At 54.0% G+C, this 14091-nt stretch carries 12 protein-coding genes; 8 read left to right on the forward strand and 4 right to left on the reverse strand.

What is annotated here, in order from left to right; genetic code table 11:
- Positions 1-218: 218 nt before the first annotated feature.
- The 5 genes from G512_RS0112370 (at position 219) to G512_RS0112395 (ending at position 5998) form a co-directional block, all read left to right on the forward strand.
- Complete coding sequence (locus G512_RS0112370; RefSeq protein WP_051269294.1) at positions 219-569, forward strand: TM2 domain-containing protein; 351 nt, start codon at positions 219-221, stop codon at positions 567-569.
- Entirely contained in the window at positions 566-997 is a 432-nt protein-coding gene (locus tag G512_RS23145; protein ID WP_028481998.1) for an NINE protein, read from the forward strand. Before G512_RS0112370 ends, G512_RS23145 begins: the two co-directional genes overlap by 4 nt.
- Before the next feature lie 199 nt (positions 998-1196).
- Complete coding sequence (locus G512_RS0112385) at positions 1197-1928, forward strand: SpoIIAA family protein (RefSeq protein WP_028481999.1); 732 nt, start codon at positions 1197-1199, stop codon at positions 1926-1928.
- A 359-nt stretch (positions 1929-2287) separates the two neighbouring features.
- The gene (locus tag G512_RS0112390) at positions 2288-4966 is read left to right on the forward strand and encodes a TonB-dependent receptor plug domain-containing protein (RefSeq protein WP_028482000.1); all 2679 of its coding nucleotides are present in this window, start codon (positions 2288-2290) and stop codon (positions 4964-4966) included.
- Positions 4967-5017: 51 nt separating this feature from the next.
- The gene (locus G512_RS0112395) at positions 5018-5998 is read left to right on the forward strand and encodes a ChaN family lipoprotein (RefSeq protein ID WP_036489712.1); all 981 of its coding nucleotides are present in this window, start codon (positions 5018-5020) and stop codon (positions 5996-5998) included.
- A 117-nt stretch (positions 5999-6115) separates the two neighbouring features.
- Here the strand turns inward: G512_RS0112395 and G512_RS0112400 are convergent, their stop codons facing one another.
- The 3 genes from G512_RS0112400 to G512_RS0112410 all read right to left on the reverse strand — a co-directional run bounded on the left by G512_RS0112400 (position 6116) and on the right by G512_RS0112410 (position 10461).
- Positions 6116-7060, reverse strand: a complete 945-nt coding sequence (locus G512_RS0112400; protein WP_028482002.1) for a hypothetical protein — start codon at positions 7058-7060, stop codon at positions 6116-6118.
- 496 nt (positions 7061-7556) lie between these two features.
- Positions 7557-8570, reverse strand: coding sequence for a 2-oxoacid:ferredoxin oxidoreductase subunit beta (locus tag G512_RS0112405; RefSeq protein WP_028482003.1), 1014 nt, complete (start codon positions 8568-8570; stop codon positions 7557-7559).
- 1 nt (position 8571) lies between these two features.
- Positions 8572-10461 carry a 2-oxoacid:acceptor oxidoreductase subunit alpha gene (locus tag G512_RS0112410; protein ID WP_028482004.1) on the reverse strand — a complete coding sequence of 630 codons (1890 nt, stop codon included), beginning with the start codon at positions 10459-10461 and terminating at the stop codon, positions 8572-8574.
- Between the two features lie 493 nt (positions 10462-10954).
- On the opposite strand from G512_RS0112410, the gene G512_RS0112415 reads away from it, so the two are divergent.
- Positions 10955-11164: a cold-shock protein gene (locus G512_RS0112415; RefSeq protein ID WP_028482005.1), complete on the forward strand. Its 210-nt coding sequence runs from the start codon at positions 10955-10957 to the stop codon at positions 11162-11164.
- 100 nt (positions 11165-11264) lie between these two features.
- Here G512_RS0112415 and G512_RS0112420 read toward each other — a convergent pair whose 3' ends face one another.
- Positions 11265-11924 carry a type 1 glutamine amidotransferase domain-containing protein gene (locus tag G512_RS0112420; RefSeq protein WP_028482006.1) on the reverse strand — a complete coding sequence of 220 codons (660 nt, stop codon included), beginning with the start codon at positions 11922-11924 and terminating at the stop codon, positions 11265-11267.
- A gap of 107 nt (positions 11925-12031) precedes the next feature.
- Here G512_RS0112420 and G512_RS0112425 point away from each other — a divergent pair, with 107 nt between their 5' ends.
- Entirely contained in the window at positions 12032-12928 is an 897-nt protein-coding gene (locus G512_RS0112425; protein ID WP_028482007.1) for a LysR family transcriptional regulator, read from the forward strand.
- 126 nt (positions 12929-13054) lie between these two features.
- A complete protein-coding gene (gene pdxY, locus G512_RS0112430; RefSeq protein WP_028482008.1) occupies positions 13055-13912 on the forward strand; it encodes a pyridoxal kinase PdxY in 858 nt (285 codons plus the stop codon).
- Positions 13913-14091 lie beyond the last annotated feature (179 nt).

Consider the following 14091-nt stretch of genomic DNA (forward strand, 5'->3'; position numbering starts at 1 on the left):
GATGATGGAGCGCTAATATAGGTTAGCCGCACGATTCGTGCTTTGATTGTACTTTTCAACTGATATATACCGCTGGGATATCCAGCTTTTTGCAGGGTTTGGCCTCCATTGCCTCGTCGCTGCGTCACTTCGCGCTTTAGTAGGCGAAAACCCTATGGTAGCTAGCGCGGATCAGGCTCTGCTGGAGCGTATTGAATATTTCGATTGGAGTTTTCCAAATGATCAAGGAAACCGAAGAACTGTCCGAAGTGGCAGTGGCTGCTGAAAACATGATTTATTGTAGTACTTGTGCACATAAAATGGCCCGTACGGCCCCGTCTTGCCCACAGTGTGGTGCGCCCAACAGCCTCGTTAGTGAGGGTACCTCTGAAAAGTCCATGGTAGCAGCTGCATTGCTCTGCTTCTTCCTTGGGTTTTTGGGTGTTCACCGCTTTTACGTCGGCAAGGTCGGCACCGGTATTCTCATGATCCTGACACTTGGCGGTCTGGGTATTTGGACACTCATTGACCTGGTCATGATCATTGTTGGTTCGTTCAAGGACAAGCAAGGCTTGCCGCTGAAACGATGAGCTATTCAGGACAGGCTCCAACCCATTCTGGTTGGAGCTTTTGCACCTATTGCGGTCACAAGATCGCGTTTACGGCGCACACATGTCCAAAATGCGGTGCCCCTCAGCCAAAAGCACAGGGGCATTCCCACAATGGAGAAGCTGTCAGTCCAAAAAGATATGGGGTAGCTGTTTCGCTTTGCGGCGTGTTTGGCATGATAGGACTGCACCATTTCTATTTGGGCAACATTCTTCACGGTCTGTTCGATCTTTGCCTCTTCCTTGGTTGGACCATAATCCTGTTTGGTATGCCGGAGGCGTCGTCGGGGTTGGTGGTGTTGGCGATGGCCTTGTTCGTCATCGACATGATCCACACATGTGTTGTCTTTATCCGCCTGATTTGCGGCAAGGAGCGAGACAGTCAAGGGCGCGTGATTGCCGTACCTTGATGGCTGAGCCGTCTGAACGCCCTTTGGCCGCATTCCGCCGGGAGCTTTTCCGCGAAATGCGGCCAACGGATATCAAAAGGGTGCAACCTGACGTTCACCTAATTCTGCACCATCTTGTTGACGATATGGAAGATTGGTGCTTCTGCTAAGGCGAAGGCCCCAGAAGCCCAACACGTATAAGAGTGCAGGACCTCGCCCCATGATCACGCAGCAAGAAGGCCGCCCGGAAGGGACACTTGAGTTTCACTTCACCGGGAAAATAACTTCCGAAGACTATAAAAACACTCTGGTGCCCGCGATAGAGGACGCTTTGGCCGAGCACGAGCGTGTCAAACTTCTATGTGTGATGGGCGATGAGTTCGAGGGCTATGCCTTTGAGGCAGTTTGGGCAGACACCAAACTGGGGCTCGACCATTGGAAAGGATTCGACCGCATCGCTGTGGTCACCGAAATTCCTTGGTTGCGCGGTGCCATCAAGGCGATTTCGTTCATGTTCCCGTGCCCTGTCATGATGTTTGACCTGAACGAATTGAACGATGCCCGGCGCTGGCTCTCCGAAAGCCTTGGATCCATCCATCTGGACCCGCTTGGCGGTCCCGTGCTCCATGTATCCCTGATTGGCAAGCTCGAGCCCAGTGCCTACGAACACGCAGAGGAAGATCTCACCCGCTTTATTGCCGAGCACGGCAAAATACGGCTCTTGGTTGATTTGAGCGAGTTTGACGGTTGGGAGAGCCTGAGCGCTCTGGGCCAACATGTGAGTTTGCTCCGTGAGCATCGCCATGCACCGGAGAAAGTCGCCGTGGTAGGGAATGAGGCATGGCAACGGCTGGCGCAACGTATCTTTGGCCGGTTCACCAAGGCCGAGGTTCGTTTCTTTCCGACATCGGACCTTACCAGTGCCGAAGACTGGGTTGCGCAAAGCACATAATAACGCTCGATTGCTGTTTTCGGGATGATGTAAAAGGTGAGTCGGATTCAGGTTCGCACGTCTTTAAGTGGTATGCGCATAACCTTTGCCGTGCTTGGCAGTTGTCCGGAATTTAAAAATATTCCATTAAAACAATATATTATATGGATGTATCGATACAGCCAGATCGACTTTTGCCACATTATTGGCAAATTTTCCCAGTTTAAAACTTGAGTAATTAATTCAGGTATTATAGAACGTCGCCACTGAGCCAGATCGGGGTTCTTGGCTGCGACACGCAACCTGCAATCATGACCTCTCCAGCTATCTCCCTTTGACACCATGCAGCTTGCCTGCACGTAGCCAATTGAGAAATAAGCATGCACTTCGGTAGCCCCTACTACCGTTGGGCACAGGCTCTGCTGTGCTCGACGATCCTGTCCATCCCGTTTCCCGCTCATGCCGAGCAGCCCGATGAGGTTCAACTGGATCCTATTGTGGTGCGTTCTGATCTCTCCGGATTTGAAGACCTGATCAGCTCTGAAAAAGGCACCGGAACGACCTCCATGAATCGGGAGCAGATCGAAATGCGCACTGGCGGCTCGGCAGACATCAACGAAGTCCTCAAAACGCTGCCAAATGTGCAATGGCAGGACCACACCAACGACGATACGGGAACTTCCAATTTCAGAGAACAGGATCTGCGGCCAGCCGAGATATCCATCAGTGGAGCGCGTCCAGACGATAACAACTTCATGCTCGACGGCATTGAGATCAACACGGCAGGACGCGGGCAGGAAAACAACGGCGGTACTCTTGAAGATCAGTATATGCCGGATTTTGACGGTCTTTATAACCTGCATTCTCAAAGCATTTTCGTGCCGTCCTCCATCATTGAAAGCGTCGAAGTGCAAACCCATGACATTTCTGCTGAACATGGGCGTTTCCAGGGTGGGGTTGTTCGACAAACAACCATGACGCCCAGTGCAAGTGAGTGGACAGGTGGCGTGGAGGTCAATGGCACTGCCTCCAGTTGGACGCGCTACAAGGTCGCTACTGAAAGCGGCGAGAACACCTATGGTATAGCAAAGCCCAATGCGGAGAAAATGGATGCCGCGGCCTATCTGTCCGGGCCTTTGGCCCCTGACATTTCGGTTCTTTCCAGCTTCGCCTATCGCCATGCCGGCACTTCCGGCCCCCGTGATCCGCAGTTTGTGGATGACAAACTGATAGAGACCAGCACCGATCAGTATACCGGCCTGTTCAAGGTTCAGATGGACAAGGATTGGGGCGTGCTCACCCTGCAATCCACCAATACCCTTTACGCGAATGAGACCGACCTGCGCCGCTCAAAGATGAAGCCGACTTATGGAGACGGCATCGGCAGTACCAATCAGGTCAATTTCGAAAGAGAATTTGGTAACTTGGGGCTCTTCAAGAATACCAGCGTTACCGCAGATGCTTACTACACCTACTCTCGTCAGGGGCGGCGGGACGATGGGGATGGCATTTCCATCCATCGCTACAAGTCCTTCAGCTACCTGGACACCAGCATGTCCTCCCAAACCTATGTGAGCCCTGGCGTTGAAGACTGTCGTGATCTAGGCAACAACTCGACCGTCTGGTGCATGACCGGTAGCACCGGAGATCTTCTTCAGTATGAACATCAGTACGGCGCCAAAGCAAAGGTAACCGCAGATCTTTGGGGTAACGCCCTTCAAGGTGGCGTTGGAGTGAAGCAAACCCGAGCCAGCCGACGGCGCGATACAGACAGCCAGAACTACAGCTCGCCAAAGTTTTATGCGCCGGACATGAATGATCTGTTTTATTCGTACTTCAAGGCATCGGGGCCGTTCGAGTGCGCCAGTTCCGGCGATCCCTACTGCTACGACGACGATCAGTTTGCCCAGCATTTGGGGATGCGCCGCGCCTTTGACACGACCGTTGATGTGACGAACATTGATGGCTGGTTGGAGTATCAGATCGACCTGGACAGATGGAAGCTCACGCCCGGCGCTCGCCTTGACTATGATGACTACTTCAACAACCTCAATATCTCACCGCGTCTGCATGCCAGCGTGACAGTACTACCGGACGTGACGCTTTCTGCCGGATATGCGCGATACTATGCTGACAACAATCTGGTTTACGCCCTTGCGGACGCCATGCCTGATTTCGTCATGTACAAGCGTGATATCGTGGATGGCAAAGTCTATGACGAGTTTTCCGATCGCGGATGGACCGAACATAGTACCAGTGGTCGTTCAAAATATACCGCCTCGGACTTGAGTACCCCTTACAACGACGAGTTCTCGGCCGGCCTTTCTGCGGTGGAGCCACTGTTGGGTGGTAACATTCGCCTCACTTATTTGCACCGGAAGGGGCGAGATCAGTTCACTCGCAGCAAAGAGGATGGGTACGGCGAGTATACGCTCTCCAATGATGGAACCAGCCAATATCAGTCCGTCAGCATTGAGTACGCCAAATTGTGGAGTGGCCTCGACTTCGGGCCGATGAACTCCTTTGGCTTGTCAGCTGCGGCTACTTGGTCGGAACAAGAGCGAACCTCCAGCTATGGCCCCGAAGATTATTTCGATGAAGGCAATCTCGATCCGAATGACCGTGGTGCCTACTACAAGGGTCGGTTCTACGAGCCTTGGGAGTTCAATGAGGTGACGGGTAATCTGGATATCCCGATCCGCGGCAATGTCACCATGCAAAGCCGCTTCCTCGATGATGACCTGACCATTTGGTCGCGCGCCAACTTTTCTCTTGGCTATGAAGGTGTGCGCACAGCACAGGAAAATGGGTCCGACAAGCGTATTCCGCATCCCGATACCGGCAAGGAATACAATGTGAAAGAAGACTACTTCTATCGCCCGGTTGTCACGGTTGATGCCGGCCTGACCTACAAGTTGCCGGAGACCCAATACGGACAAGCCATTGTCGAGGCCCGGGTTAACAATCTGCTCGGTGAGTTGGGCAACGGGTCCGCGGGGAATTTTCAGCCCTATAAGAAAACACAGAGTTTTTGGCTCGGCCTGAAAGCAACATTCTAGGAAAACACAAAAGCAAGACAAATATGTCCTGCGTAGAACATGGAGAAACAAATGAAGCGCTTACCTGCCCTTATGATGGGGGCCTTATTGAGCAGTGCCGTGGTTGCTCAGGCGGCCGAGCCGGGAACGGAAAATCTGCTTCTGACAGATCATCCTCTTGCCGAAACAATCTGGGACGTGCGCGCAGGCGAGCAGATCAGTCTGGATGAACTGAAGCAGCGGATTGCAGACAAGGATCATGTCTTGCTCGGGGAGCGCCATGACAATCCACGCCATCACCGCATTCAGGCCGATCTGATTGCCAGTCTCGGGGATAGTGGGCGAGAGATGTTCGTGGTTTTCGAAATGCTGGAGCCCAAGCAGGTGAACACCTTGTCTGACGCGACACTGGATACCGTTGGTGATCTGGGAAAGGCGCTTGATTGGGAGGGCCGGGGCTGGCCCGATTGGCAGATGTATCAGCCCATAGCAGAGGCGGCGCTGACCCATAATTTCAAGATGATCCCCGGTGGCCCTCCTTATGAGCTGTTGGTGCGTGTGGGCCATGGTGGCGAACCGTCAGAAGAAACCGCGCAGCGGATGCGCTGGGATCAAGAGTACCGCCCGGACCAGTTGGGCAGTCTGGAAACGGAACTGGTCGATGCTCACTGCGGTATTTTGGGACGCGAAAGCGTTGCACCGTTGGTGTGGATGCAGCGACTGAAGGATGCCTCAATGGGGCTGTTTATGCGCATCGCTCAGGAAAACGACAAGGGATCCGTATTGATTGCTGGCACTGGTCATACTCGCCAGGATCGGGGGGTCCCTTATTTTCTAGAGGATACCAGCACCGTAGTCAGTGTTGCGCCGGTTGAGGTTCAACGGGATGTGGCCGAGGTGACGGACTACGCCATGTTCGATCCAGCGCTTTATGATTATGTCTGGTTTACCGGCCGTGTCGATGAAGTCGACCCCTGTTTGAAGTTCAAGGATCAGCTTGATCGCATGAAGGGTACCCATGGCAGCGAGGAAGAAGCTGGCACGGACGGGTAATCTTACCGCGCCAGTTTTATGCCAAAGGTGATTTTGCGACCTTTTGGTCAGCAAAGTTTCTGTTTGGAGCTTCCCCGAACCGGCCCGCAAGGCCGGCAGGGGAAGCTCTTGAACTGCTTATTTCCGATTGAAAATCAGGACAGCTCTGTCATCAAAACTGACGTTGTCCCCTTTGATGCCTTTTGTTGATTTGGAGATCTTCTTCATCAGAGGGTCTTCCTTCAACAGTTTGGCCAGATCAGCCTCATAGCTTTCGATGCTTGCTGCTTCTGGATATCTATAGCCATCGGAGCTCAGTTCGATAACCTCAGGCTTTTCGTCAAATTCATAGACCAGAAGCTTGTCTTCCGGCACTTCAAAGCCATCGATCGCCCAGAACTGGAAATGCTCCGGCGCATCGGGGTTGTTCTGGAACTCGAACTGCCGCTTCAACAACGGCATGATGTAGTAACGACCCCAGTCGTTTTCACGGATTTGATCATCGGAGAGTTGGAGTTTTTCGATCACGTAAGCGCGCAGATAACCGTTGAGATCATCAACCAGCTTGGAAGGTTCGCCGTATTCTTCACCGTCAATGCGTGCCTTGGAGTCGCCAACGCTGACAAGCACATCATTGTCCAGATCATAGTACGTCAAAGTTGAGGTTGGGCGGTAGATCTTGTCGTTCTTGTAGTCAATATCCGGATGCTGAGCGTAGAACTCGGCATAGGCTTCGTTGATCTTCGCCAGAACTTCCGTGGGAGCGGTGTTGGGTGGCAGGGTTTCGAACACACTGAGAATGATGTCTCTGGCAACGCGGCCGCCTTTACGCCCGTCATACTTTTTGCCCGCTTTGTCAGTCGCGCCATCGAAGACCGCCAGGTAGTGATCATTGAAGAACAGCCCGTCTTCACAAGCCTGATTGCCCTTTTCGCTGGGGCCTTTCTTGCCTTCAATAAAGTAATCAATGCTGCCCACTGAAATGGAGGCTTCCGAGGGCGTGCTATAGCTCAGATCGGAAGCGAAGGCGGTTGTTGTCATCAAAAGGGCAGCGACCGTGATAAAGGAGCTTTTTATTTTCATTCCGAACACCGTTTTTCTGCGGCAATAATATTTTCATTGAATGCCGCGTGTAACTTGATCAAAAAACCGCATGCCAAAGACCTCATCAAAGGGACGGTATCCCAATGATCTTTTTTACTTCGCGCACATCAGATAAGAGCGAAGAAAGAGTATATCGATACTGTGATACGGTCAGACTGGGTTTTCTGAAACTCGGCGACAACATGAGGTAGTCCTGGCGGACGGTTTGTGTCATCGCTAGGTGTAGTATAACGCGTTTAATGAAATTGGCTCACCAATTGGTTGCAGATTCCTCGGAGTTTCGCGCCAATTCCTCCTAATTAGAGATATATCAATATAATGGGCGTCCAATTCCGCTTTTTCTCGATTATAGATTATTAAAATTAAACAAAAACAGCGTTTTATGCAATTAAATGGCATCATGGCTGAAGATAATAAAAAGAAGGCCCCTTAGCATGGGGCCTTCTGATCTCTTCTTTGGTGAGCCGGTTCGATGTCACTCTACTCGCCACGTCTCCGCCGTGCGGAGGGTCGCGTTGAGGCGGTTGAGCTTTTCATCGCGAGATAGTGGTGTTTTTGGCAGCCCGTGACGGGCGCCTTCAACAAACTCGTGTTTTCCGTGGCGATACAATACACCGATCACAACGGGTTCACCGTCGTTTTCGCCGAGAGCGGCCAAAGCCTGTGCCAGATGAACATTTTTCTCATCGTGAACCAGCAGGTCTTCTTCTTTTAAGCCGTCACCAAGAGTTACGACTTCCAGCCCAAAACCACTCTTGGCAACACGCAGTCCCTTGTCGCGGTTGACGCCGAACACCATCGGTTTGCCGTGTTCCACATGCAAGGTATGGTCAGGGCCCGTCTTCTTGTCCTTCAGGCCATCAAAGATCCCGTCGTTGTAAATCACGCAGTTCTGGAGCACCTCAACAAAACCGGTTCCTTTGAACGCCTGCGCAGCTTCCAGAACGGGTTGCAGAACCTTGGCCTGCGTATCGATGCAGCGGGCCACGAACTGCCCTCCGGCGCCGAGTGCATAAACACAAGGGTTCAGTCCGGTTTCCACCGAGCCGCCCGGTGAGCTGGGGCTTTTGGTGCCCTGTTTGGATGTCGGTGAGAACTGGCCTTTCGTCAGGCCATAAATCTGGTTGTTGAACAGCACGACCTGCAGGTCAACATTGCGGCGCAAAACATGCAGAAGATGGTTGCCGCCAATCGACAATCCATCGCCATCGCCTGTGACCACCCACACGTCCAGATCCGGGTTGGCCAACTTGGCGCCAGTTGCCAGTGTTGGGGCGCGGCCATGAATGGAGTGAAACCCATAGGTCGCCATGTAATAGGGCAGCCGCGATGAACAGCCGATGCCAGAGACGACCAGTGTGTCTTCCAATGTCGAGCCGCCATCTGCCAGCGTCTTTTGCAGGGCTTTGAGTACTGCATAGTCGCCACAGCCCGGGCACCAGCGCACATCCAGATCAGAAGCGAAATCTTTTACCGTTAGCTTGGTCATGTCAGCCTCCGATCACGTCATTGATGATGTCGGTTATTTCGCGCACCAGGAAGGGGCGCCCCTTTACGCAGGAAACCCCAGGTACAGGCCGACCCAGCTCGGCCCGCAACAGGGTGGCCAGTTGGCCATTATTCATTTCCGGAACGACAATCTCGTCAAAGCCTTCGAGCAATGCTTTCAGGTTTGGTGGCAGCGGCCAGATATGCCGAAGATGAACATGAGAGACCGGTTTGCCCTTCAGGATTGCCCGGCGTGTCGCCACCCGGATCGGTCCCCATGAGGATCCCCAACCCACCAGAGCCAACTTGCCTGATGTCCCGCCTGAATCGACTGTTTGCGGTGGGAGGTCGCGGGCAATGGCGTCCAGCTTTGCCGCCCTGATTTCGGTCATGCGTTGGTGGTTGTCGCCATCATAAGAGATGTTGCCGCGCCCTTCTTCCCGTTCCAGCCCGCCGATACGGTGCATCAGGCCCGGTGTTCCGGGAACAGCCCAGGGGCGGGCCAGCGTCTCGGGATCATGTTTGAACGGCAAAAATCCGTCGGGGTCTGTTGCCTTGGTCACAGGAAACGGTGCGTAGTCGCCTTCACCCAGATCAGGCAGGCGCCATGGGGCTGCCGCGTTGGCAATATATCCATCAGACAGAATGAAGATCGGTGTCATGTGTTTGGTGGCAATTTTGACGGCCTCTACCGCCACGTCGAAACAGTCACCGGGATGAGACGCTGCGATCACGGGAATGGGAGTATCGCCATTGCGCCCAAAAACGGCTTGAAAGAGATCCGACTGTTCCGTTTTTGTTGGCAAGCCCGTAGACGGACCGCCACGCTGCACGTTGACAACGATCAGGGGCAGTTCGGTCGCGACCGCCAAGCCAAGGGCTTCGGTCTTGAGTGCGATGCCGGGGCCCGAAGAGCCCGTAATGCCGAGATGGCCCGCATACGAGGCGCCAATGGCAGAGCCAATGGCGGCAATCTCGTCTTCTGCCTGAAAGGACAACGCCCCCAGTTCCTTCAACTTGGCAAAGGTGTGGAGCAGGGGTGAGGCGGGCGTGATGGGATAAGAGCCATAAAACGCATCAAGGTCTGCCAGTGTTGCGCCAGCATAGAGGCCATAAGCCATGGCTTCGTTGCCATTGATGGTGCGGTACTCGCCAGAGCGCAGCGGAGCGGGCGCGATGTGGTAGCGGGAAATCTCTGCGGGCAGCTCGGCGACTTCGCCGTACATGTGGCCAGCGCGCAAGGCCAGCAGGTTGGCCTCCGCAATTTCAGGCTTGTTGGCGAACTTGTCCTTCAGCCACGATTCAACACCGTCGATCTCCCGTTCGAACAGCCAGTGAATCAATCCCAAAGTCCACATGTTCTTGCAACGCTTGGCATCTTTGGTGCTCACGCCGCTTTCCCGCAGTGCTGCGGTCGTCAGCTCGGTAATGTCGATGGGCAGCAGGCGAAAATCACTCAACGTGCCATCTGCACGGGGATCTGCCGCGTAGCCGGCCTTTTCGAGCGCGCGCTCCGTAAAGCTGCTGCTGTCAATAATAAGAAGGCCGCCGATCTTCAACTCGCCGATATACTTCTTCAACGCAGCTGGATTGAGCGCTACCAGCGCATCGGAAACATCGCCAAAGGTGAGGACCTCGGTTTCCCCGATATTGAGGGAATAGGCTGAGACCCCGTAGATAGTTCCCGAAGGCGCGCGAATGTCCGCCGGAAAGTCGGGGAACGTGGCAATGTCGTTGCCAAACCTTGCGGCACTTTCCGCAAGACGGCTTCCGGTGAGCTGAATGCCGTCTCCAGAGTCTCCTGCGATCCGGATGCGGACGAAATCTACTTCGGGGGTCTGGGAAACGGGAAGGTCGGCGAGGGCCGTTGCTTCCTGTGATGTTTCGTGCATCCTTGCGCTCCGTGGTTCTTGAGTTCTTTAGCAGCGTCTAATGGACCCGCTGTTTGCTCCTACATTTCTTGACTGTGCCTCGATAAATCTAGTGGGGTTTCCCCCTATCCCGATGCTTTTGATCGGTTTTCGGCCCTGTCTTGCCGTGGAAGCAGTGGGCTTTCGCTGCCGCCACGGCATTTTCTGAAAGCTCAGCCTAACAAAAAATAAGGTCTGCGCCGAGCCGTTATGAAAGGAAGAACTCGCTGCGGGAAGCTGCTATTGGACAAACGCATGCCACTGTGACGTGAGCGTCACCACGAAAAAGGCGCCCAAAAGTTGTTCTTGATATCGTCACGATTTCGGACTAAAGGTTCCACATCGATTTTTTGGCATTGCCGTTATTATGCCTCGCGCCTCGTGCGCTAGCTGACGAAGCTTTCTTCCAGAATTCGATCGGAAAGTGACCCGGTTTGGTCACCGTCAACACGCGCACTACAAAGGATTCGCGACTATGGCAACAGGTACAGTTAAGTGGTTTAATCCCACCAAAGGTTATGGCTTCATTCAGCCGGACGAAGGCGGAAACGACGTTTTCGTTCATATCTCTGCAGTAGAACAGGCTGGCATGCGTGAGCTGGCAGACGGCCAGAAGGTTTCTTACGAAATCGTTCAGGACCGCCGCTCTGGCAAGTCCTCCGCAGGCAACCTGCAGGCTGTATAAGACACTTTAGTTTGGCCCTTGAGGCCAACTGAAGAGAAAAGGCCGGGCTGATTGCCCGGCCTTTTTGTTTTTACGCGCTGGATTCCCATCGTGAGTGGGCTCAGGCAAGCGCTTTCTTGATCAAAGCCGCAACCGCCTCTGATGACTGCGGGTTCTGGCCAGTGATCAGGTTGCCATCACGCACAGCCTTGGGCTGCCAGTCGTCGGCGCGTTGGTGGATGGCGCCCAGATCCTTGAGGCGCCTTTCCACGAGAAACGGAACATTCTCCGTCGCACCGGCCTGTGCTTCTTCGCTGTCGGTAAACGAGGCGAGGGTGCGTCCCTTGACGAATGGCACGCCATCAGCATCCCGCATGCCGCCGAACACCGCTGGTGCATGGCACACACTGGAGACAATCTTTCCTGCAGCGTCAAAGCTGTAGATAAGTTCATGCAGTTTTTGGTTGAATGGCATGTCAAATGACGTGCCATGCCCTCCGGGCATGTAGATGGCGTCAAACTCTGGTGCATCAAAACTGTCGAACGGGGGCGTGTTGTCCAGTTCGGCAATGGCGTCAGCCCACAGAGACTTTTGTTCGTCCGTTGGCGCGCTGTTGGGATCAACCGGAACGGTCCCGCCGGCGACCGAGCTAACGGTAATGTCGAAGCCGGCCTGTTTCAAAAGGATGTAGGGGGCGGCATATTCTTCTAGCCAGACCCCTGTGGGGGTTCCATCCAGCATGTAATTGTGACTTGTCAGTACGAACAGGATCTTCTTCATGACGACCTCCTTCCAACGGGTCTGTGGTGGTGGTGTGCATGTAAGAAGGCCATAGGTATTCATCAAATAGGCTGTTCTTATTTCAGATATTCAGATAAATGATATTTATGCGATATGATCTGAATGCCTTGCGATCTTTGGTGGCCTTGATGGAAGAGCGCAGTGTCAGCCGCGCCGCAGAGCGCCTGGGCATCAGCCAACCTGCGCTCAGCAACAGTTTGAACCGGTTGCGTCTGCTGTTGCAGGACCCTTTGTTTGTACGTGAGCGCTACGGCATGCGCCCTACTGAAAAGGCACAGATGATCGGCCCGATTATCGCACAGGCCTTACAGCAGATTGATGCCGTGGTTCAGGAACAGCAGGAGTTTGACCCTGCGCATGCCAAACGGCAGTTCATCATCGCAGCCAATAGCTATGTGGAATTCATTCTGATCCCGGAACTGGTTGTCAGGTTGCAACAAACGGCTCCGGGCCTCTCGATTCGGGTTGTTCCGTTTGGCACGAGCATTACCGAGAGCGGTCTTGTTTCTGGCGATACGGCCTTCGCTTTGGGGCGCGTGGTGGATCCGCCGGACAATGTGGTTGTGCAAAAACTTTTTGATGACGGGCTGCACTGCGTCGTGCGCGCCGGTCATCCATCAGTGAGCGATCCAATGACCAAAGACCAGTTTGAGCAGTTGAAACACGTCAATGTCTTGCCACCGGGGCATTTGAAGGCCGGCTTGTTTCAGGCTCTGGATCGGGTCGGATTGAAACGAGATCTGGCCGTGTCGCTCACCCATTTTTTGTCGGTACCGGACCTTATTGCGGAGACGGACTATTGCGCAACGTTGCCGAACAGAGTGTGCGCGCGTTTGGCGCAAGATCCGCGCCTCAAGCTGGTGGCGCCGCCCGCTGATCTGGGCAGATTTCCGGTGGAACTGGCTTGGCATAGCCGCTACCGCAACGATCCGGCTCACGCATGGATGCGTCGCTTGCTTCGTGAAAGTTTTGGAGAACTCTGACTTCGCGGTAATTTTACTGAGCAAGATCGACTGGTATTTCAGCTGGAAAGCAGATAGGACGAAACTCTCGTAGAGAGTCTTCTCGGTTCCTCTGAGAAGCCAAGGAATAATAAGGGGCTATTTTACATGAGCATCCTGTCGATTCAGTCGCACGTGGCATACGGCCATGTTGGCAATGCTGCCGCTGTCTTTCCGCTTCAGCTCATGGGGCAAGATACGTGGCCGATCCATACGGTTCAGTTCTCCAACCACACCGGCTACGGCGCCTGGACCGGACGGGTGTTTGATGGTGAGATGATCCGTGAACTGGTTGATGGCATTGAGGCGCGTGGGGCGCTGCCGAAGTGCGATGCTGTTCTTTCCGGTTACATGGGCGGCGCGCCGATCGTGGAAGCGGTGGTTGATACCGTTGCCCGCGTGCGCAAGGAAAACCCCAAAGCCATTTATTGTTGTGATCCGGTCATGGGTGACGTGGGTCGAGGCATTTTCGTTCAGGAAAGCATTCCTGATCTGATCAAGTCGCTGGCGATCCCGCAGGCCGATATCATTACGCCGAACCTGTTCGAGTTGGAACTGGCCTCAGGGCGTACGATCAAGACACTGGCAGAAGCGCTTGAAGCCGCGCACGTAATGCGCGCCATGGGGCCAGAAACCGTTGTTGTCTCGTCTTTGCTGGTGCAGGAAACCGCAGATGACAGCATCAACGTGCTTGTCGTGACGGGCGAAGGCGCCTGGATTGTCAAAACTCCGATCCTGCCGCTGCCGATTGCGCCGAACGGCGCGGGCGACATGTTGGCCTCGTTGTTCCTTGGCAATACATTGCGTGGCTACAGCGCCGATCAGGCCTTGAGCCGTACCGTCTCTGCGCTTTATCAGGTGCTCAAGACAACGCTGGATGAAGGCACACGCGAACTTCAAATCGTCAAGACCGGCCAGAAATTGCTGGAACCTGACACGCTGTTCGCCGCTGAAAAGGTCGCTTGATCCAGCCAAACGGTACATTATGCAAGGCGGGCAGGGGAGCGCTTTCCTGCCCGTTTTTTGTTTTAACTAGGCGGCGTAATCGTAACTGAGCTACCTCCCGAAAATCGGACACTGACGTAAGCTACGATTTGTTGTCTGCTGGTCTTCGAGAAAAGGAGATCAGATATGTCGAAACGCAA

It is taken from the genome of Pseudovibrio exalbescens DSM 16456, assembly GCF_000422785.1.
Classification (GTDB): domain Bacteria; phylum Pseudomonadota; class Alphaproteobacteria; order Rhizobiales; family Stappiaceae; genus Pseudovibrio; species Pseudovibrio exalbescens.

What these genes read in the sequence shown, in the direction of transcription:
- G512_RS0112410 (WP_028482004.1), bottom strand. Translation starts at nt 10,461, where the DNA reads ATGCACGAAACATCACAGGAAGCAACGGCCCTCGCCGACCTTCCCGTT.
- G512_RS0112415 (WP_028482005.1), top strand. Translation starts at nt 10,955, where the DNA reads ATGGCAACAGGTACAGTTAAGTGGTTTAATCCCACCAAAGGTTATGGC.
- G512_RS23145 (WP_028481998.1), top strand. Translation starts at nt 566, where the DNA reads ATGAGCTATTCAGGACAGGCTCCAACCCATTCTGGTTGGAGCTTTTGC.
- G512_RS0112385 (WP_028481999.1), top strand. Translation starts at nt 1,197, where the DNA reads ATGATCACGCAGCAAGAAGGCCGCCCGGAAGGGACACTTGAGTTTCAC.
- G512_RS0112425 (WP_028482007.1), top strand. Translation starts at nt 12,032, where the DNA reads ATGCGATATGATCTGAATGCCTTGCGATCTTTGGTGGCCTTGATGGAA.
- G512_RS0112400 (WP_028482002.1), bottom strand. Translation starts at nt 7,060, where the DNA reads ATGAAAATAAAAAGCTCCTTTATCACGGTCGCTGCCCTTTTGATGACA.
- G512_RS0112370 (WP_051269294.1), top strand. Translation starts at nt 219, where the DNA reads ATGATCAAGGAAACCGAAGAACTGTCCGAAGTGGCAGTGGCTGCTGAA.
- G512_RS0112420 (WP_028482006.1), bottom strand. Translation starts at nt 11,924, where the DNA reads ATGAAGAAGATCCTGTTCGTACTGACAAGTCACAATTACATGCTGGAT.
- G512_RS0112405 (WP_028482003.1), bottom strand. Translation starts at nt 8,570, where the DNA reads ATGACCAAGCTAACGGTAAAAGATTTCGCTTCTGATCTGGATGTGCGC.
- G512_RS0112395 (WP_036489712.1), top strand. Translation starts at nt 5,018, where the DNA reads ATGAAGCGCTTACCTGCCCTTATGATGGGGGCCTTATTGAGCAGTGCC.
- G512_RS0112390 (WP_028482000.1), top strand. Translation starts at nt 2,288, where the DNA reads ATGCACTTCGGTAGCCCCTACTACCGTTGGGCACAGGCTCTGCTGTGC.
- pdxY (WP_028482008.1), top strand. Translation starts at nt 13,055, where the DNA reads ATGAGCATCCTGTCGATTCAGTCGCACGTGGCATACGGCCATGTTGGC.